General features: G+C 70.7%; 16 protein-coding genes and 1 tRNA gene. 10 read left to right on the forward strand and 7 right to left on the reverse strand.

The genetic code is table 11. The features are described from left to right. The first annotated feature begins 13 nt into the window (after positions 1 to 13). Positions 14 to 1216 carry a pyridoxal phosphate-dependent aminotransferase gene (locus H9651_RS03735; RefSeq protein ID WP_191717755.1) on the forward strand — a complete coding sequence of 401 codons (1203 nt, stop codon included), beginning with the start codon at positions 14 to 16 and terminating at the stop codon, positions 1214 to 1216. 7 nt (positions 1217 to 1223) lie between these two features. On the opposite strand, the gene H9651_RS03740 is transcribed toward H9651_RS03735, so the two are convergent. Both H9651_RS03740 and H9651_RS03745 read right to left on the reverse strand, forming a co-directional pair. Beyond that, entirely contained in the window at positions 1224 to 2033 is an 810-nt protein-coding gene (locus tag H9651_RS03740; protein ID WP_191717756.1) for a carbon-nitrogen hydrolase family protein, read from the reverse strand. After that, a complete protein-coding gene (locus H9651_RS03745) occupies positions 2030 to 2542 on the reverse strand; it encodes a DUF6328 family protein (protein ID WP_191717757.1) in 513 nt (170 codons plus the stop codon). Before H9651_RS03745 ends, H9651_RS03740 begins: the two co-directional genes overlap by 4 nt. 102 nt (positions 2543 to 2644) lie before the next feature. Here H9651_RS03745 and H9651_RS03750 point away from each other — a divergent pair. Next, positions 2645 to 2721 (forward strand) — tRNA-Met (locus H9651_RS03750). Positions 2722 to 2793: 72 nt separating this feature from the next. On the opposite strand, the gene H9651_RS03755 is transcribed toward H9651_RS03750, so the two are convergent. After that, on the reverse strand, positions 2794 to 3222 hold the full coding sequence (locus H9651_RS03755) for a MarR family winged helix-turn-helix transcriptional regulator (RefSeq protein WP_318244748.1): 429 nt from the start codon (positions 3220 to 3222) through the stop codon (positions 2794 to 2796). 112 nt (positions 3223 to 3334) lie between these two features. On the opposite strand from H9651_RS03755, the gene idi reads away from it, so the two are divergent. From idi to H9651_RS03790, 7 genes are read left to right on the forward strand one after another with little or no spacing between them, the layout of a single operon-like run. Beyond that, positions 3335 to 3889 (forward strand): isopentenyl-diphosphate Delta-isomerase, encoded by a 555-nt coding sequence (gene idi, locus H9651_RS03760; protein WP_191717758.1) that lies wholly within the window; start codon positions 3335 to 3337, stop codon positions 3887 to 3889. Continuing rightward, positions 3886 to 4947 carry a polyprenyl synthetase family protein gene (locus H9651_RS03765; protein ID WP_318244749.1) on the forward strand — a complete coding sequence of 354 codons (1062 nt, stop codon included), beginning with the start codon at positions 3886 to 3888 and terminating at the stop codon, positions 4945 to 4947. The genes idi and H9651_RS03765 overlap by 4 nt, the downstream gene beginning before the upstream one ends. Then, the gene (locus H9651_RS03770) at positions 4944 to 5810 is read left to right on the forward strand and encodes a phytoene/squalene synthase family protein (RefSeq protein WP_191717759.1); all 867 of its coding nucleotides are present in this window, start codon (positions 4944 to 4946) and stop codon (positions 5808 to 5810) included. Before H9651_RS03765 ends, H9651_RS03770 begins: the two co-directional genes overlap by 4 nt. Next, the gene (gene crtI, locus H9651_RS03775; protein ID WP_191717760.1) at positions 5807 to 7366 is read left to right on the forward strand and encodes a phytoene desaturase family protein; all 1560 of its coding nucleotides are present in this window, start codon (positions 5807 to 5809) and stop codon (positions 7364 to 7366) included. Before H9651_RS03770 ends, crtI begins: the two co-directional genes overlap by 4 nt. After that, entirely contained in the window at positions 7366 to 7701 is a 336-nt protein-coding gene (locus H9651_RS03780) for a lycopene cyclase domain-containing protein (RefSeq protein ID WP_191717761.1), read from the forward strand. Before crtI ends, H9651_RS03780 begins: the two co-directional genes overlap by 1 nt. Continuing rightward, the gene (locus H9651_RS03785) at positions 7698 to 8003 is read left to right on the forward strand and encodes a lycopene cyclase domain-containing protein (protein WP_191717762.1); all 306 of its coding nucleotides are present in this window, start codon (positions 7698 to 7700) and stop codon (positions 8001 to 8003) included. Before H9651_RS03780 ends, H9651_RS03785 begins: the two co-directional genes overlap by 4 nt. After that, positions 8000 to 8866, forward strand: a complete 867-nt coding sequence (locus H9651_RS03790) for a prenyltransferase (RefSeq protein ID WP_191717763.1) — start codon at positions 8000 to 8002, stop codon at positions 8864 to 8866. Before H9651_RS03785 ends, H9651_RS03790 begins: the two co-directional genes overlap by 4 nt. Positions 8867 to 8942: 76 nt before the next feature. Here H9651_RS03790 and H9651_RS03795 read toward each other — a convergent pair whose 3' ends face one another. Beyond that, positions 8943 to 11873 (reverse strand): UPF0182 family membrane protein, encoded by a 2931-nt coding sequence (locus H9651_RS03795; protein ID WP_191717764.1) that lies wholly within the window; start codon positions 11871 to 11873, stop codon positions 8943 to 8945. Between the two features lie 67 nt (positions 11874 to 11940). After that, a complete protein-coding gene (locus H9651_RS03800; protein ID WP_191717765.1) occupies positions 11941 to 13062 on the reverse strand; it encodes a YlbL family protein in 1122 nt (373 codons plus the stop codon). A 117-nt stretch (positions 13063 to 13179) separates the two neighbouring features. On the opposite strand from H9651_RS03800, the gene H9651_RS03805 reads away from it, so the two are divergent. Next, positions 13180 to 14628, forward strand: coding sequence for a zinc-dependent metalloprotease (locus H9651_RS03805; RefSeq protein ID WP_191717766.1), 1449 nt, complete (start codon positions 13180 to 13182; stop codon positions 14626 to 14628). Between the two features lie 770 nt (positions 14629 to 15398). Here the strand turns inward: H9651_RS03805 and H9651_RS03810 are convergent. Beyond that, positions 15399 to 17156, reverse strand: coding sequence for an ATP-dependent helicase (locus H9651_RS03810; RefSeq protein WP_191717767.1), 1758 nt, complete (start codon positions 17154 to 17156; stop codon positions 15399 to 15401). After that, positions 17153 to 18064: an NAD(+) diphosphatase gene (gene nudC / locus H9651_RS03815; RefSeq protein WP_191717768.1), complete on the reverse strand. Its 912-nt coding sequence runs from the start codon at positions 18062 to 18064 to the stop codon at positions 17153 to 17155. Before nudC ends, H9651_RS03810 begins: the two co-directional genes overlap by 4 nt. Positions 18065 to 18072 lie beyond the last annotated feature (8 nt).

Below are 18072 nucleotides of genomic sequence, written 5' to 3' on the forward strand. Positions count from 1 at the left end.
TAGCGTGAACGGGATGCGAAAGATTCCCGGCGCCTGGCGCCGTGCCGCTGAAGGTGCAGGCCTGCTGGGCCGAGACGGGACCGCGGTTCCCACCATCTTCGCCGAGATGAGCGCCCTGGCGACCCGCACCGGCGCCGTCAACCTCGGGCAGGGGTTCCCCGACGAGGACGGACCCGAGGAGGTGCTCGAGGCGGCACGCTCGGCGATCGCGCACGGGGTCAACCAGTACCCGCCGGGTCGCGGCATGCCCGACCTGCTGCAGGCGATCGCCGAACACCAGCACCGGTTCTACGGCGTGCACCTCGATCCGCAGCGCCACGTGCTGGTGACCACGGGGGCGACCGAGGCCCTCGCGGCGGCGCTGCTCGCCCTCGTCGACGGGCCCGACGACGAAGTGGTCGTCTTCGAGCCCTACTACGACAGCTACGCCGCCTGCGTCGCCCTCGCCCGTGCGCGCCTGGTCACCGTGCCGCTGCGCCAGCCCGATTTCCAGCCCGATCTCGACGACCTCCGCCGGGCCGTCACCGACCGCACCCGCATCATCCTCGTCAACGACCCGCACAACCCCACGGGGACCGTCTTCGGGCGCGAGACCCTCGAAGAAGTGGTGCGATTGGCGGAGCGCCATGATGCGATCGTGCTCACCGACGAGGTGTACGAGCACCTCGTCTTCGAGGCCGTGCACACCCCCATCGCCACCCTCCCGGGCGCATGGGAGCGCACACTCACGATCTCCTCGGCGGGCAAGACCTTCGCCACGACCGGGTGGAAGATCGGCTGGATCTCCGGTCCCGCCGACCTCATCGATGCGGTGCTCGCGGTCAAGCAGTTCCTCACCTACGTCAGCGGCGGACCGTTCCAGCCCGCCATCGCCACCGGGCTCCGCCTTCCCGACGGTTACTTCACCGACGCGGCAGCCTCCCTGCGCGCCAAGCGCGATCTGCTCGGCGAGGGCCTCCGACACGCGGGATTCGGCGTGTCGACGCCGCGCGGGTCGTACTTCACCGTGGCCGATGCCGCCCCCCTGGGCGCGACGGATGCCGCCGAGTTCTGCCGCGCGCTGCCGGCGCGCGCGGGGGTGGTCGCCATCCCGCTGACGGCGTTCGTCTCGCCCGAGCACCGCGGCGACTACGCGACCCTCGTGAGGTTCGCCGCGTGCAAGCGGGTCGACGTGATCGAGGACGCGGTCGCGCGACTCGCTGTGCTCGCCGGCTGAGACGCGGTCAGCGGCGAGGTTCGACACGGAACCGGCGCAGCGCGAGGGCCGGGTTCACGCGGCGCACGCGCGCCACGGCATCCACCTCGAGATGGGCCACCGCGACGTCGGTGGTCGTGCCGACGGCGGCGATCTGCACGCCCTGCGGGTCGATGATCATCGAGTGGCCCACACCGAGCGGCGGCGGGTGGTCGGCGGCCGCGACGAAGAGGGTGTTCTCGATCGCCCTCGCGGTCAGGAGCGTGCGCCAGTGATGCTCCTTGAGCGCGCCGCGCACCCATTCGGCCGCCACGAGGATCACGTCCGCGCCGGCATCGGCCAGCAGCCGTCCCACCTCGGGGAAGCGCAGGTCGTAACACGTCATGAGCGCGAACCGCAGCCCGCCCACCTCGAAGGTCTCGGGCGTCGCCAGCTCCCCCGGCTCCACCCAGTCGGACTCGCGCTGCCCGAATGCGTCGTACAGGTGCAGTTTGCGGTAGCGGGCGAGCACACCGGAGCAGTCCACCGCCACCACGGTGTTGCGTACGCGCTGCGCGTCGTGGCCACGCTCGAGCAGTCCGGCCACGACGTGCATGTCATACCGCGCCGCGAGCCGCACGAGGCCCTGGACGAAAGGCCCATCGATGTCCTGCGCGTTGCGGGCGAGCGACTCGTCGAACGGGTCGACGAAGTAGCTGGAGTACTCGGGGAACACCACCACGCGGGCGCCGCGGTCGTGCGCCCGCACGACGAGGCGCTCGATCAGGGTCAGATTCGCCTCGACGCCCGAGGTCGGTCCGAACTGCGCGACGGCGACCGCGACGGAATCCGCACTCATCGGCTCTCTCCTTCTCGGCGCACCCGCACCACCACCGGCACCACGATCCACAGCACCGCGATCAGCGAGCCGAGGGCGATGCCCACGACCCATGATGCCGTGTCGCTGACGACCACGTCGAACACGAAGGCGACGACCCCCACCAGCAGCACCGACACCGTCAGCAGCGACGTGAGCAGCGCGATGTGCCCGTAACGCACGACGGTGCGCTTGGCCCGATGCTGGAAGAGGAATCGGTGCAGCGCCACGGGCGCGAGCGCCACGATCGCACTGAGCGCGGCGAGCACGATGAGGACGAGGTAGAGCGCGCGCTGCCCCGCAGAGAGATCGGTGAACGCCGGCTGGAAGGCGAGCGCGAGGAGGAACCCGGTGAGGATCTGCGTGCCGGTCTGCAAGACCCGCAGCTCCTGCAGCACCTCGTTCCAGTTGCGGTCCGCGCGCTCAGCGGGGGTCTCGTCACGACCGTCGGGGAGGTCGTCGGTGAGCGCGTCGTCGGCACCTGCGGGCATGCGTTCATCCTCGCCAGAGCACGGCCACGGAGCAAGGAGAAGACGTCGATGCCCGCCCGTGGTGCAGAGCACTCCAGAGCCGTGTTAGGCTAGTAAACGTGCCGCGGGGTGGAGCAGTTCGGTAGCTCGCTGGGCTCATAACCCAGAGGTCGTAGGTTCAAATCCTGCCCCCGCAACCAAGATGAAGAAGGCCCTCGCTTCGGCGGGGGCCTTCTTCGTTCGCTCCCCCGGCATCCGCTTGCTGAACCGCGTCAGTCGGGGTCGAGCACGACCGACATACGCTCGAGGAATCGCGAGATGGCCGCGAGTTCGTCGTCATCGAACTCCGACGCGACGGCGCGCATCTCGCCGATACGCCGGCCGAAGTGTCGACGCAGGTCCTCGCGGGTGAGGTCGGTGATCTCCACGATGAGCGCGCGTCGGTCGTGCGGATGCCGCCGACGCTGCACGTGACCCGACTCGCTCAGGCGATCGAGCAGCTTCGTGGTCGATGCCGTGGAGATGCGCAGATGCCGCGCCACGTCGTGGGGACTGACCGCCTGGCCCTGCTCCTCGCGCATGACCATCATGCGCAGCGCAGCGACATCGGTGGCGTTCATGTCCATCTCATCCTTCATGCCCCCGTGCATGCGGTCGATGGCGTCGCTGAACGTCCGCATCGCCACCAGGGCGGATCGCACGGCCAGGTCATGATCCGCGGACCGTTGGTCATCCGCTGTCATGTGGACACCTCCGCTCACCATCGGTATCATCGTGCCAGATCGCTAGATAAACTAGCAACCAGGAGTGCTAATGAACGAAGAAGAGTTGGTCGTCCTCCTCGACGACGACGGCCGCGAGATCGGTACCGCAGCGAAGTCCAGTGTGCACGGCACCGATACCGCCCTGCACCTGGCATTTTCCTGCCATGTCCTCAATGACGCCGGCGAGGTCCTGGTGACCCGCCGCGCCCTCAGCAAGAAGACGTGGCCGGGCGTGTGGAGCAATTCTTTCTGCGGTCACCCCCGCCCCGCCGAGCCGCTGTTGGCGGCGGTACGCCGTCGCGCGGACTACGAGGTGGGACTGAACCTCGTCGACATCGAGTTGTCACTGCCACTGTTCCGTTACCGCGCGGTCGACGCCAGCGGCATCGTCGAGCACGAGCTGTGCCCCGTGTACACGGCGCGCACCTCCGAGGAGCCCGTGCTGAACCCGCTCGAAGTCGCCGAGGCGCGCTGGGTGGAACCGGCAGCACTCGCACGCGCGCTCGAGGCCACCCCGTGGGCGTTCAGCCCGTGGCTGGTCCTGCAGGCCCGCCAGCTGCACATGTTCGACTCCCTCGCCGCAGCCGGACGGCCCACCCCGTGATCCCCCTCCCCCCGGGCGACCGCGCCGCGATCGACGCGGCCATCGATGCGGCGTTCGATCGACTGGATGCACGCGTCGCACCGCTGGCGGGTGACGTGCGCACCCTGATCCAGGCCATGCGCCGCGCCGCGGCCGGCGGAAAGCGATTCCGCCCCGCCCTCGTGGCGGCGGCCTACCGCGCCAACGGCGGTGAATCGCCGGAGACGGCAGGGGTGTACGACGTCGCGACGGCGTTCGAGCTGCTCCACACCGCGTTCGTCATCCACGACGACGTGATCGACCGCGACACCGAGCGCCGCGGCGCCCCGAACGTGACCGGCGAGTTCGCCGCGATCGCGCGCGACAAGGGTGCAGACGACGCCGGCGCGACACTTCTGGGCGACGCCGCCGGCATCCTCGCCGGCGACGTGCTGCTGCACGAGGCGTCCCGCACGATCGCGCTCGCCGATCTGCCCGCGGCGACCCGCGCGGCGTTGCTCGACCTCCTCGACGACGCCGTGCTGGTGTCGGCCGCCGGTGAACTGGCCGACGTCGCCCACGCGGTGCGGCGCGACTGCCCCGACGCCGCCGACCTCCTGGCCGCGACACACGACAAGACGGCGGTGTACTCCTTCGCCGCTCCCCTGCGTGCCGGGGCGCTGCTGGCGGGCGCGGACACCGCCACCGACGCGGCGCTCGGTCGCGCCGGTGCGCTGGCGGGCCTGGCCTTCCAGCTGGTGGACGACCTGATCGGGGCCTTCGCCTCGGCCGGTGACGCCGGTCGCGCCGAGGGAGCCGACCTGCGCGCGGCCAAGCGCACCCCGCTGGTGGCCCTCGCCCGTGAGAGCCCGTCGTGGGCGCAGGTCGATGACGCGCTCGCGCAGGCGTGGACGGGCCCGGTGGCCGTGCGCCACGCGCAGAACGCACTCGATGCCAGCGGCGCCAGAGCCCGCCTGGTCGTGCTCATCGAAGACACCCTCTCCGAGGCACGGGCCGCCGCGGCCGACGAGGCGCTGCCCGGCGAGATGACGCTCCTGCTCGCGCAACTGTGCGACGCGATCCAGAAGCGCATCCCGTGAGCACCGGACTCGACCTCTACGACCGTGCTGCGCAGGATGCCGCGGCCACCGTCATCGGCGCGTACTCCACGTCGTTCTCGCTCGCCACGCGCCTGTTCGGCGCGCGCGTGCGCCCGCACGTGCGCAACGTGTACGCCCTCGTGCGCATCGCGGACGAGATCGTCGACGGCCCCGCCGCAGAGGCGGGGCTCGCCCCGGAGACGCTGCGTCGTGTGCTCGACGAGCTCGAGGCCGAGACGCTGACGGCGCTGTCTCGGGGGTTCTCCTCGAATCTGGTCGTGCATGCCTTCAGCCGCACGGCCCGCGAGACCGGTATCGACGGCAGCCTCGTGAGGCCGTTCTTCGCGTCGATGCGCACCGACCTCGACGTCGCGGCGCACGACGCGCAGAGCCACGACGCCTACGTGTACGGCTCCGCAGAGGTCGTGGGGCTGATGTGCCTGCAGGTGTTCCTCAACGCCGGAGAGGCGGGCATCCTGGCCCCGTCGCCGGAGCTGACCGACGGCGCCCGGCGGCTGGGCGCGGCCTTCCAAGACGTCAACTTCCTCCGCGACCTCGATCACGACGCCTCGGCGCTCGGCCGCGACTACCTGGGCGTGAGCGCCGACGGGCCCGCCCGCACGCAGGTGCTCGACCGCATCGACGCGGACCTCGCTGCCGCGGCCGCGGTCGTTCCGCAGCTGCCGGCGGACTGCCGCCGCGCCGTCACCGCCGCACACGATCTGTTCGCGTCGCTCTCCCGGCGACTGCGTGAGGAAGACCGCGCCGGCGGCGATCTGCGGGTGCGCGTGCCCGACCCTGTGAAAGCCACGCTGGCTGCTCGTGCCATGCTGGGATTCGGCCCGAGAGGAACACGTTCATGACACGCACCGTCGTCATCGGCGGCGGAATCGCGGGGCTCGCAACAGCGGCCCTGCTCGCCGACGAAGGACACGAGGTCACCCTCGTGGAGGCCCGCGACGAGCTCGGCGGCCGCGCCGGCTCGTGGGAGAGCGAGGGTTTCCGCTTCGACACCGGCCCCAGCTGGTATCTCATGCCGGAGGTCTTCGAGCACTTCTTCGCCCTCCTGGGCACGAGCGCCGCCGCTGAGCTCGACCTCGTGCCGCTCAACCCCGCCTACCGGGTGTACGGCGAGCCCGTCGCGGGGGCCGCCGCCGACACCCTCGACATCGTGTCGGGCAGGGATGCCGCCACTGCGCTGTTCGAGGCACGCGAGCCGGGTGCGGGCGCGCGACTGGCGGCGTATCTGGACTCCGCGGGCGATGCCTACGACCTGGCGGTCACGCGCTTCCTCTACGACACCTACGAAACCACCGCCGGTCTGCGCGATCCGGCGCTGCTGCGCCGCCTGCCGCAGCTGCTGCCGCTGCTGACCCGCAAGCTCTCCACGCTCGTCGAACGCGAGTTCCAGGACCCGCTGCTGCGCCAGGTGCTCGGGTACCCCGCGGTGTTCCTCGGCAGTTCGCCGTTCGACGTGCCGAGCCTGTACCACCTCATGAGCCACCTCGACCTCGATGAGGGCGTGCTCTACCCGCGCGGCGGCTTCACCACCGTGATCGCGGCGATCGAGCGTCTCGCGCGTGAGCGCGGCGTGACGATCCGCACCGGCAGCGGCGTGGCCCGCATCCGCACGAGCGGGCGCCAGGCGACCGGCGTGACGCTGGTCGACGGCACGATCATCGATGCCGACGTGGTGGTCTCCGCCGCCGACCTCCACCACACCGAGACGGCACTACTGCCGCCGTCGCTGCGCGAGCGGTCCGAGCGCTGGTGGCACAAGCGCACGCCGAGCCCCGGCGCGCTGCTGCTGATGCTCGGCGTCGAGGGTGAGCTGCCCCAGCTGGCGCACCACACCCTGCTGTTCTCCGACGACTGGCACGAGAACTTCTCGGACATCTTCGGCAGCGACACCCGCATCCCCGAGCCCGCGTCGCTGTACATCTGCCGCCCCAGCGCGACCGACGACACCGTGGCGCCGGCCGGCAGCGAGAACCTGTTCGTCCTGGTGCCGATCCCCGCCGACCCCGGCCTCGGCCACGGCGGCGTCGGCGGTACCGGCGACGCGCTGATCGAACGCGCCGCCGATGAGGTGATCGCGCAGATCTCCGCTTGGTGCGGCATCCCGGATCTCGCCGAACGCGTGCGCGTGCGCCGCACCGTCGCCCCCGCCGACTTCGAGGCCGACCTGCACGCGTGGCGCGGCAACTCGCTCGGGCTCGCGCACACCCTCGGCCAGAGCGCGATGTTCCGACCGCGCAACGCTTCGACGAAGGTCGACGGCCTCTATTACGCCGGCACATCGGTGCTCCCCGGCATCGGCCTGCCCATGTGCCTCATCTCCGCCGAACTCGTGGTGAAGCGCCTGCGCGGCGACCGCACCCCGGGGCCCCTCCCCGTTCCCGCCACCGCGGGGGCGTGATGCCGGGGCTGTACCTGGCGGCGATCCTGCTGTCGGCCGCCGGGATCGCCGCCCTCGACGCACGCTTCCGCCTGGCGTTCTGGCAGGCTCCCGGCCGCAGCGCCGCTGTGGTCGCGATCGGCACGGCGTTCTTCCTGCTGTGGGATGCCGCGGGAATCGTGACGGGTGTGTTCGTCAAGGGCGGGAGTACGGCGCTCGTGGGCATCGACCTCGCCCCGCACCTGCCGCTGGAAGAGCCGGTGTTCCTGGCGTTCCTCTGCTACCTGGCGCTCGTCGCCTTCCAGGGCGCCGAGCGCGTGCGCCAGGGGGCGCACCGGCGCCGCGAGGCAGCATGACCTACGCCTGGATCATCCTGCCCTTCGCCGCGCTCACCCTGGCGGTCACCCTCGCCACCGCCTCCCGCCCGAACTTCGGGCGGCGCATGGTCTCGTCGGCGATCGCGGCGGCCGTGCTCGTCGTGCTCACCGCCGTGTTCGACAATGCGATGATCGCGGCAGACCTGTTCACATACCCGGAGGACGACATCAGCGGCATCCGCATCGGCTTGGCGCCCATCGAGGACTTCTCCTACCCGGTGTGCGCCGCCTTCCTCATCCCCGCCGTCTGGACGCTTCTGAGCCCACGGAGCCGCGCATGAACGCCGCCACCCAGCTGCTGGTGTCCTCGCGCCCCGTGAGCTGGATCAACACCGCATTCCCGTTCGCTGCCGCGTACCTGCTCGTCACGCGGCAGATCGATGTCGTGCTGATCGTGGGGACCCTCTTCTTCCTCGTGCCCTACAACCTCGCGATGTACGGCATCAACGACGTCTTCGACTACGAGTCGGACCTGCGCAACCCGCGCAAGGGCGGCGCGCACGGTGCGGTGCTGGAGCGGAGCCTGCATGCCCCGACGCTGTGGGCGGCGGCGCTGACGTGCCTCCCCTTCGTCGTGTACCTCGTCGTGGTCGGCTCCCCCGCGTCGTGGGCGGTGCTGGCGGTGAGCCTGTTCTTCGTCGTCTTCTACAGTGCGCCCCCGCTGCGCCTGAAGGAACGGCCGTTCGCCGACTCGATCACCAGCTCCATCCACTTCTTCTCACCTGCGGTGTACGCCCTCGTGCTGGCGGATGCCGTGTGGACCTGGCAGCTCGTGCTGATCATCGTCGCGTTCGCCCTCTGGGGCGTCGCCTCGCACGCGTTCGGCGCGGTGCAGGACGTCGTCGCCGACCGCGAGGCCGGCATCTCGTCCATCGCGACCGCACGCGGCGCCCGCTGGACGGTGCGCTTCGCTCTGGTCTGCTACGCCCTCGCCGGGGTCGTCATGCTGTTCACGGCGTGGCCCGGACCGCTGGCTGCGTTGCTCGTGCTGCCGTATTTGGCGACCCTCTGGCCCCACCGGTCGATCACCGACGAGACCGCCGAGGACGCCACGCGCGGCTGGCGACGCTTCCTCTGGCTCAACCAGTTCGCCGGGTTCGGTGTGACGATGCTGCTCATCTGGTGGGTGCTGCTCCACCCCTGACCCGCACACCACGACGAAGGCCCCCGGGGTGTCCCGGGGGCCTTCGTTCGTTGCACCGCGTCAGCGGTGCACCGGCTCACTGGCCGTCGGTGGATCCCCCATCGGTGGTGCCGGACGTGCCCTGATCGCTCAGCTCCAGCAGCGTCTCCACTGCGGCGGTGAGTCGCTCGTCCGCCTCGGCGAAGGCGGCGAGGTCGCCGGACTGCAGCGCGGTCTGGCGGTCGAGCATCGCCTGGCGGGCCGACTCGAGAGCCGTCTCGTACTCGTCGACGGGGACGACCGGGGCGTTCGGATCCACCGGGGCATCCGGGTCGATCGGGTCGGAGGGCGTCACACCCTCGTCACCGGTGACAGCACCGGAGTCACCGCCGAACAGCGCGTCGAGCGCGTCCTGCAGCGTGTCCTCGAAGGCGACCTCGTCACCGAAGCCGACGAGCACCTTCTGCAGTGTCGGGAGCTTCGTGGCGCCGGAGGACTGCACGAACACCGGCTGTACGTACAGGAGACCGCCACCGACCGGAAGGGTCAGCAGGTTGCCGTTGAGCACCTGCGACTGGCCCTGCTGCAGGATGTTCACGAACGACGACACAGCGGGATCGGCGTTGAACGTGTTCTGCACCTGTCCGGGTCCGGGAACTGGCGTCTCGGCATCCACGACGAGCATGCGCAGCTTGCCGTAGTCCTCGGCCTTCTTGCCGTCCTCGGCGCCCGCATCGGAGTCCACCGCGAGGTAGCCCATGAGCACGTTGCGGGTGTCCTCACCACCGGGGATGAAGGTGGTGAACATCGAGTACGCCGGGTTGTCCTGACCGGGCATCTGCATCGTCAGGTAATACGGCGGCTGCAGCTGCGTGTCCTCCTGCGGGTCGTTCGGCGTCTTCCACGCGTTGTCGCGCTGGTACAGCGACTGCGCGTCCTCGACGTGATAGTTGCCGAGCATCGCCCGCTGCACCTTGAACAGGTCGGTCGGGTAGCGCACGTGGCTCATCAGCTCGCCCGACATCTCCGAGACGGGCTTGAGGGTCGACGGGTACACGTTCTGCCAGGCCTGCAGCAGCGGGTCCTCGTCGTCCCACGCGTACAGCGTGACCGAGCCGTCGTAGGCGTCCACCGTGGCCTTGACCGAGTTGCGGATGTAGTTGATGTTGTCCAGCGCGACCGTCGGGGTGGGGTTGGTCGAGTCCGAGATCGCGTCGCTGAGGCTCACCGTGCTGGAGTACGGGTAGTTCGCACTCAGCGTGTAGCCATCGACGATCCAGACGATGCGTCCGTCCACCACGCTCGGGTACGGGTCGTTGTCGAGCTCGAGGTAGGGGGCGGCCTTCTGCACACGCGTGAGCGGATCGCGGTCGTAGAGGATCTGCGAGTCGGAGTTGATCGCGTCGGAGAAGAGCATGTCGGTCGCCTGGAACTTCAGGGCGTAGATCAGACGGTTGAACATGTTGCCGACGCTCGGACCACCGTCACCGGTGAACGTCGTCTTCGTCTCGCTCGCGCCGTCCTCGCCGCTGGGGTAGTCCAGCTCGATCGCGGCACGGCCCTCCGGCGCGCCGACGATGGAGTACGTGGGCGAAGTCTCGCCGAAGTACACGCGCGGCTCGTAGCCGTCGCCGAGGTCGGTCAGTTCACCGCTGACGGGGATGCCGCGCTCGACGAACACGGGGTTGCCGTCGGAGGTGCGCTCGTTGCCCTTGGCAGCGACCATGCCGTAGCCGTGGGTGTACACCAGGCTCGTGGTGTACCACGAAGCGGCGTTGCCGAGCTGGTCGATGTTGAGCTCCCGCACCGAGACCACGGTGTCCTGCGACTGCCCGTCGAGCTGGTAGCGGTCGACGTCGAGCGGGTCGGTGAACTGGTAGTACGAGCGGTACTGCTCGATCTGGCGCACGGTCGGGTTGATGATGGCGGGATCCATGATGCGAATGGATGCCGTCGTCTCGGCGTCCTCGCGCAACTGACCCGGTTCGACGTCGGTGACCGCCTGGAAATCGGTGCGCTCGAGCGCGTCGATGCCGTAGGCGGCCTGCGTCGCGGTGAGGTTGCGTTCGAAGTACGGCATCTCCAGCGTCTGCTGGTTGGGGCGCACCTGCACGTTCTGCACGAACCACGGGTAGGCGACGCCGACCACGAGCGAGGAGACGACCAGCAGCGCCGTCGCGATGAGGGGGTAGCGCCAGCGGCCGATGATGGCGGTGACGAAGAAGAGCACGGCCACGATCGCGGCGATGACGGCGAGGATCGCCTGACCGGGGATGATCGCGTTCACATCGATGTAGCTGGCACCGGTGATGCGGTCGCTGTCCTGCACGAGGTTCTTGTAGCGGTCCAGCCACAGGCTCCCCGCCTGCACCAGCAGGTAGAGCCCCGCGAGGACGGCCACCTGGATGCGGGCCGACTTGGAGATGCGCAGCTCGCGCTGTCCCACCCGCACCGATCCGTACAGGTAGGACACGGTCGCGGTCACCAGCAGGCACACCAGCAGCACGGCCGAGGCGAAGCCGAGCACGGCCGAGTAGAACGGCATGGCGAACAGGTAGAAGCCGGTGTCGAGCCCGAACTCGGGGTCGGTGACCTGGGTCGCCACGCCGTTGACCCAGAGCCAGGTGGTCTCCCACTGCGACGATGCGGCGAAACCGGCGAAGAAGCCGAAGAAGACGGGGATCCCCCACATCGCGAGTCGCCGCAGCGGCTCGACGACCTCCTGGTAGCGGTCAAGCTGCGAGCTCAGCCGCGCGTAGACGGGGCGCAGGCGATAGGCCAGCTGGATCGCGATCCACACCGGCACGGCCATCGCGAGGAATCCGATGACGAACATCGTCACTCGGGCGGTCCACTGCGTGACCAGCACGCTGTCGAACCCGAGCTGCTCGTACCAGAGCCAGTCGGCGAACAGGTTGGAGAACGCGAAGAACCCGACGACGAGCGCCGCGATGACCACCAGGGTGATCGTGATGATGCGGCGAGAGGGACTCGGCGTGGCCGTTGTCGGCGCTGAGGAGGTGGTCACCCTGCAATCCTAGGCGTGCCTCCTCTGAGCAAACGCCGAGGAAATCCCGGGGACATCCCCAGCGAACTCACGACGCGCAGGTCGGAAGCGCCGCGAGATCGCCCTCGTCACGCACCGTTTCGAGCACCTCGAGCGCGTCGTCGAGGGTCTCCACGGCGAACACCTGCAGCCCGTCGGGCACGTGCCCGACCACTTCACCGCAGTTGGCCGTCGGAGCGAGGAAGATCTCCGCCCCGGCTTGCTGAGCGCCCCAGAGCTTCTGGCGGATGCCGCCGATCGGCCCGACCTCGCCGGTGCCGGTGATGGTGCCCGTGCCGGCGACGTCCGCTCCCCCGTTGAGCTCGCCCGGGGTGAGGGTGTCGATGATCCCGAGGGCGAACATCATCCCGGCGCTGGGTCCGCCGACGTTGTCGAGCTGGATCGTCACGTCGATGGGGAAGTCGTAGGCGTGCATGAGGGTGACCCCCAGCAGCCACGCCGGTTCGCCGTTGATGTCGCTCTCGGTGGGCGTGACGGTGACCTGCTGCTGCTCGCCGTCGCGCTCGATCGTGAGGCTGACCGGCCCACCGCCCTGCTCGCCGACGAGGGCGCGTACCTCTTCGGCGTCGGTGACGGGCTGCCCGTCGACGGCGACGATGACGTCGTCCTGCTCGAGCAGCCCGGTGGCTGCGGAGTCGTCGGTCAGCGAATAGACGGTGAGTTGCGCCCCCACGTCGTAGCCGAGCTCCGACAGCGCCGCGGCGGTGGCCTCCTGCTGCGAGTCGACCATCATCGCCGCGCTCTCCTCGTTGCGCTGCTCGGTGGTCTGCCCCACGGGGAACACCTCCTCCAGCGGGATGACCGCGCGGGTGCGGTCGAACCACGCCTGCGCCAGCTCGATCCACGACGGCGTGCGCTCCCGATTGCCGACCACCTGCACCGTGAGCAGGTCCAGCGTCCCGGCGGTGGGATAGGTCTCTGCTCCCTCCACCTGGATGAGCGGCACCTCGGCGCCGCCGGCGGTCTGGGCGGTGCCGAGTGTGTCGTACACCGGGCCCGGCTGCTGGATGACGTAAGCGGTGGGGAGGAAGGTGAGCACCAGCAGGATCACCAGGGCGACCACCAGCGCCCAGATGCCGGCGATCGTGCCCCGGGGGAGGTGGCGCCGCGGGGCGGGGACGATGGTGACGTTCTCGTCGAAGAGGGCCAACAGGGGGCCTTTCTGTGCCAGGTCGTTCGCGACCGGCGAAAACGTGCCGGGTGGTGCGAGGGAAACGTGCCACTAGCGTAGAACGGGACAACCCCCACCTGCTGAAAGGCGTCTGACATGGCCGACGGCGAAGACCGCTCACCCGAGGACGAGTTCCAGGAGCTGATGCGTCAACTGTTCGGCGGGCAAGCCGGCGCGATCGACCCGGAGCAGCTGTCGCGGCTGTCGGGGATGGGCATCGACCCCGCAATGATGCAGCAGGTGATGCAGCATCTGCAGGGCGCCTTCACCAACGCCCCCGCCGAGGGTGTCTCGTGGGACCTGGCCAAGCGTCAAGCGCTGCACATCGCCAACCAGGACGGCCTCGGCATCACCACAGGGGAGCGTGCCGATCTCGGCGAGGCGTTCTCGCTCGCGGCGCTGTGGCTGAGCGAGGCGACGACCGTGCCCGAGCTCACCCAGCCCCCTCGTACCCTCACCCGCGGCGGATGGGTCGAAGCGACACTGCCGGTGTGGCAGGAGCTGGCGGAGCCGGTGGCCCTCAGCATCGCCGACGCGCTGACGGCGGCCCTCGATCAGCAGGTCCCCGAGGAGATGCGCGCCATGGTGCAGGGCGCGGGGCGCCTCATGCGCACCGTCGGCGGCTCGCTGTTCGCGGCACAGCTCGGCGCCGTCGTGGGACGACTGTCGACCGAGGTGGTCAGCGGCGGCGACGTGGGACTTCCCGTCATGCCCGCCGGTGACGCTGCGATCCTCCCGCAGAACTTCGCGGACTTCGGCCGCGACCTCGGCATCGCCGACGACCAGCTGGCGCTGTACCTCGCCACCCGTGAGCTGGCGCACGCGCGCCTGTTCCGCCACGCCAAGTGGCTGCGCCTGCACGTCATGTCGCAGGTGACCGAGTTCGCCCGCGGCATCCACGTCGACACCGAAGCGCTCGAAGACCTCGCGTCGCGGTTCGACCCGTCGCAGCCCGACGAGCTGCGCCGGGCGCTCGAGAGCGGCGTGCTGCTGCCGCAGCGCTCCGAGGCGCAGACGGCCGCCCTCGCGCGGCTCGAGAACCTGCTGGCGCTCATCGAGGGCTGGGTGGACGTCGTCACCGAGACCGCCACGACCCGGCTGCCCGACGCGTTCCGCATCACCGAGGTCGTCCGCCGCCGCCGTGCGGTGGGGGGCCCCGCTGAGCAGGCGCTGGGCTCGCTCGTCGGTCTCGAGGTGCGTCCCCGGCGTCTGCGCGAGGCCGCAGCGATGTGGCGGGCGGTGACCGATGCCGTCGGCATGTCGGCCCGCGACGCGCTCTGGGACTACCCCGACCTCATGCCCGGCTCCGAAGACATCGACGACCCGGCCGCGCTCGTGGCGCGACTGCAGGCTCGCGCCCGCGGCGACGAGGCACCCCGGGATGAGATGGATGCCGCGCTGGAGGCGCTGCTGGACGAAGCGGCTGCGGATGCCGCGATCGATGTCGCCGACGAAGCGCGCGACGCCGCGACGGGTGCGGCGGACGACGAGCAGCCCGACGACGAGCAGCCCGACGACGGACCGGCCGGGCCCCGCCCGGTCTGAGGAGGGACCTCCTCCCCAACCGCGTGAACCTGCCGGCCGACGGCAGAACTGTGGACAGACCGACCGCGGCGTGCCGCGTGCGGCGCACAATCGGGGCATGCTGCGCCTCGACCCCCGCCACCCGCCGTTGTTCCGCGACGCCACGAGCCTGCAGTTCGGTGTCGATGCCGTCGCCGTCGTGGATCCGCTCGTCCGGTGGCAGGAGCGGCTCATCGGCGCGCTCGTCGAGGGGATCCCCGCGCCCGCGTTCGACGCGTACGCCCGGGCGTTCGGCGCCCCCGCAACATCGATCGACCCGTTCCGGCAGCTGCTGCAGCCCGTGCTGAGCGAACAGCGGGACCCGCCGCGTCCTGTCGTGAGGCTGGAGCTGCCGCACGACCTCGACCGTTCCCTCGCCGAGACGCTGACCGATGCGTTCACCGAGACCGGTGCCGCTCCCGAATCGGCGCCGTGGTGGGATCTGGGGGCACTGCCCGTCCCGCCCGGGGCACCCGTCATCGCCGTCGCCGCGCATGTGCTCGACCCTCCTCGGACGGCGCGATTCATGCGCGACGACGTGCGGCACCTGCCGATCGTGCTCTCGCACGATCGGGTGGAGGTCGGACCGCTCGTGATCCCCGGCAGGACGGCATGCCCCGCGTGCATCGACGCGCACCGGCGCGACGACGATGCGGCGTGGCCGGCGATCGCGATCCAACTGATGCGGCTGCCGACGCCGGCGACACCGCGCAGCATCCTGTACGACGCGGCGGTCCTCGCCCGCCGAATGGTCAGCGCACGGCCGGGTCCGGTGACGCGCTCTGCGACGATCCGCGTGCGACACGGGCGCCCGACATGGCACGAGCATCGGCCGCACGCAGACTGCCGCTGCCGATCTCTCTCACGAAACGCGACATCGCTCGCTCCCGTTGTCCCGTTCCCCGCGCCCACGACAGCGACAGCGACCGCGCGGCGCGCGTGATGCCCACATACGCCAGGCGTCGCTCTTCGTCGATCGTCTCGGGGGTCGTGGCGTACGAGATGGGCAGCAGTCCTTCCGCGAGCCCCACGAGATGCACGTGGTGCCATTCCAGGCCCTTCGCCGCGTGCAGGGTGGCCAGCGTCACGGTGCGCAGCGACGGCTCGTGCTGGTCCTTCGCGCGAGCGAGCAGATCGTCGGTGAAGGCGCGCAGCGTGGTGCCGGCGGGCGCCTCCTCGGCCAGCCGCAGGATCGCCGCCCGCGCCTCCCACGCGTCGCGCACCGCCCCACCCGCCGGCGGCGGCTCGTCGGTCAGCCCGGAGCGGCGCAGAATGTCGCGCACGGTGGGCAGGAACGAGGTCTCCAGCGGCGCGACGGTCGCCGCGCGCAGCTCCAGCAGTGCTTGACGCACCTCCGGCAGGTCGAAGAACCGCTTGCCGCCGAGCACGGTCGCCGCGATCTGGCGCTCCGCGAGGGCGGCCAGCAGCGGAGCCGACTGCGAGTTGGTGCGATACAGCACCGCAATGTCGTGCGGATCGGTGCCGGCGGCGATCTGCGCGGCGATCGCGCGGGCGACGCCGGCGGCCTCGGCGCCGTCGTGCGGATACGTCGTGAGGGTGGGTTGCGGACCGGGCTCGGCGCCGGAGGCCGCGACGAGGGACAGCGCCCCCGGCCGATCGCGCATCAGATCGTTGGCGACGGCCAGCACCGCGGCATCCGACCGGTAGTTGCGGTCCAGCCGCACGACCCGAGCGTCGGGATGCCGGTCGGCGAAGCCGAGCAGGAACTGCGGGTCGGCCCCGGCGAACGAGTAGATGGTCTGGCTCGCGTCACCCACGACGCACAGATCGCGACGCTCCCCCAGCCACAGTTCCAGCAGCCGGTTCTGCACCGGCGAGACGTCCTGGAATTCGTCCACCGTGAAGTGGCGGTACTGCTCGCGCACCGCGGCCGCCACGTGCGGCTCGGCCTCGATCATGCCCGCACACGCCAGCAGCACGTCCTCGAAATCGAGCTGATGCCGCTCGTCCTTGAGTTTCTCGTACGCGCGCTGGATGTCGATGACCTGCTCGAGGTCGAGGCCGGCCACGCCCCGCGGGCGGGCGACGGCGTACTCCTCGATCGAGCGCATCGTGACCTTGCGCCACTCGATCTCGGCGGCGACGTCGCGCAGCGCCGCCGGCCCGGGGTCGAACCCGAGCCCATCGACCGCGTGGGCCAGGGCCCGCACCTTGCCGTTGACGATCGACGGCGCACTGCCCCCGGCCAGCTGGGGCCAGAAGAAGTTCAGCTGCGCGAGGGCGGCGGCGTGGAAGGTGCGCGCGGCGACGCCGGGGACGCCCAGTGCCCGCAGCCGGCCGCGCAGTTCGCCCGCGGCCTTCGTGGTGAAGGTGACCGCCATGACGCGCGACGGCGAGTAGGCCCCGGTGTCCACACCGTGGGCGATGCGGTGGGTGATGACGCGGGTCTTTCCGGTACCGGCGCCGGCGAGCACGCACAGCGGCCCCCGCAGCGTCGTGGCCGCCTGCAGCTGTGCGTCGTCGAGCCCCGCGAGCGGTGTCACGGTCATGCGCGTTCCTCGTACCAGTCGGTGATGAGGCGGTGGGCGATCGACGCCGTGCCGGGCAGCAGCACGTCTCCGCCGCCGGCGAGTGCGGCGCCGATCTCGGGGCGGGTGAACCAGCGCACCGCGACGATCTCGTCGCCGTCGGCGCGGGCCGTGGCTTCATCCTCCGCGACGGCATGGAACCCGAGCATGAGCGAGCGCGGGTAGGGCCAGGCCTGCGAGCTGCGGTAGCGCAGCTGCGTCACCTGCACACCCGACTCCTCATGCACTTCGCGGACGACGGCCGATTCGAGCGACTCCCCGGCCTCGACGAAGCCGGCGAAGGTGGAATAGCGGTTCTGCGGCGCCCACATCGCGTTGGAGCCCAGCAGCAGCCGCTCGCGGTCGGCGCTGGAGACGGCGACGATGACGGCCGGGTCGGTGCGGGGGAAATGCTGGCGGGCGCAGCCCTGGCAGGTGCGCGCCCAGCCGGCGGCGTGCACGAGCGTCGCCGCACCGCAGGCGGGGCAGAACGGCGCATCGGCGAGCCAGCGGCCGAGGCTGACCGCGACGGCGAGCACATCGGCGTCGTGCGGAGACAGATCACCGGCGATCGCGCGCAGCGCCCCCCAGCGGTCGTGCGTGAGCGGTGCGGGTCGGTCGGTGGCCGCGGCCGCCAGCAGCAGCGCCGCACCCCGCTCATCGCGTCCGAGGAAGGCCCAGTGCGCCTCGCCGGAGACATCGGCGGGGCGCACGTACTGCAGGGTGCCGCCGTCTGTCAGCGGCGCACGGTCGCCGTGCACCGCGAGCACGCGCGTGGCGGCATCGGCCCGCGCATCGTCGAGGAGGGTGACGACGGTGCGTTCACCGGCCGCTCGGTCGAACCCGCCGGCGGCGGTCGCGGGGCTGTGCGGGCTGTCGTGCACCGTCATCCAGGACC

It is taken from the genome of Microbacterium pullorum (assembly GCF_014836535.1).
Taxonomy (GTDB): domain Bacteria; phylum Actinomycetota; class Actinomycetes; order Actinomycetales; family Microbacteriaceae; genus Microbacterium; species Microbacterium pullorum.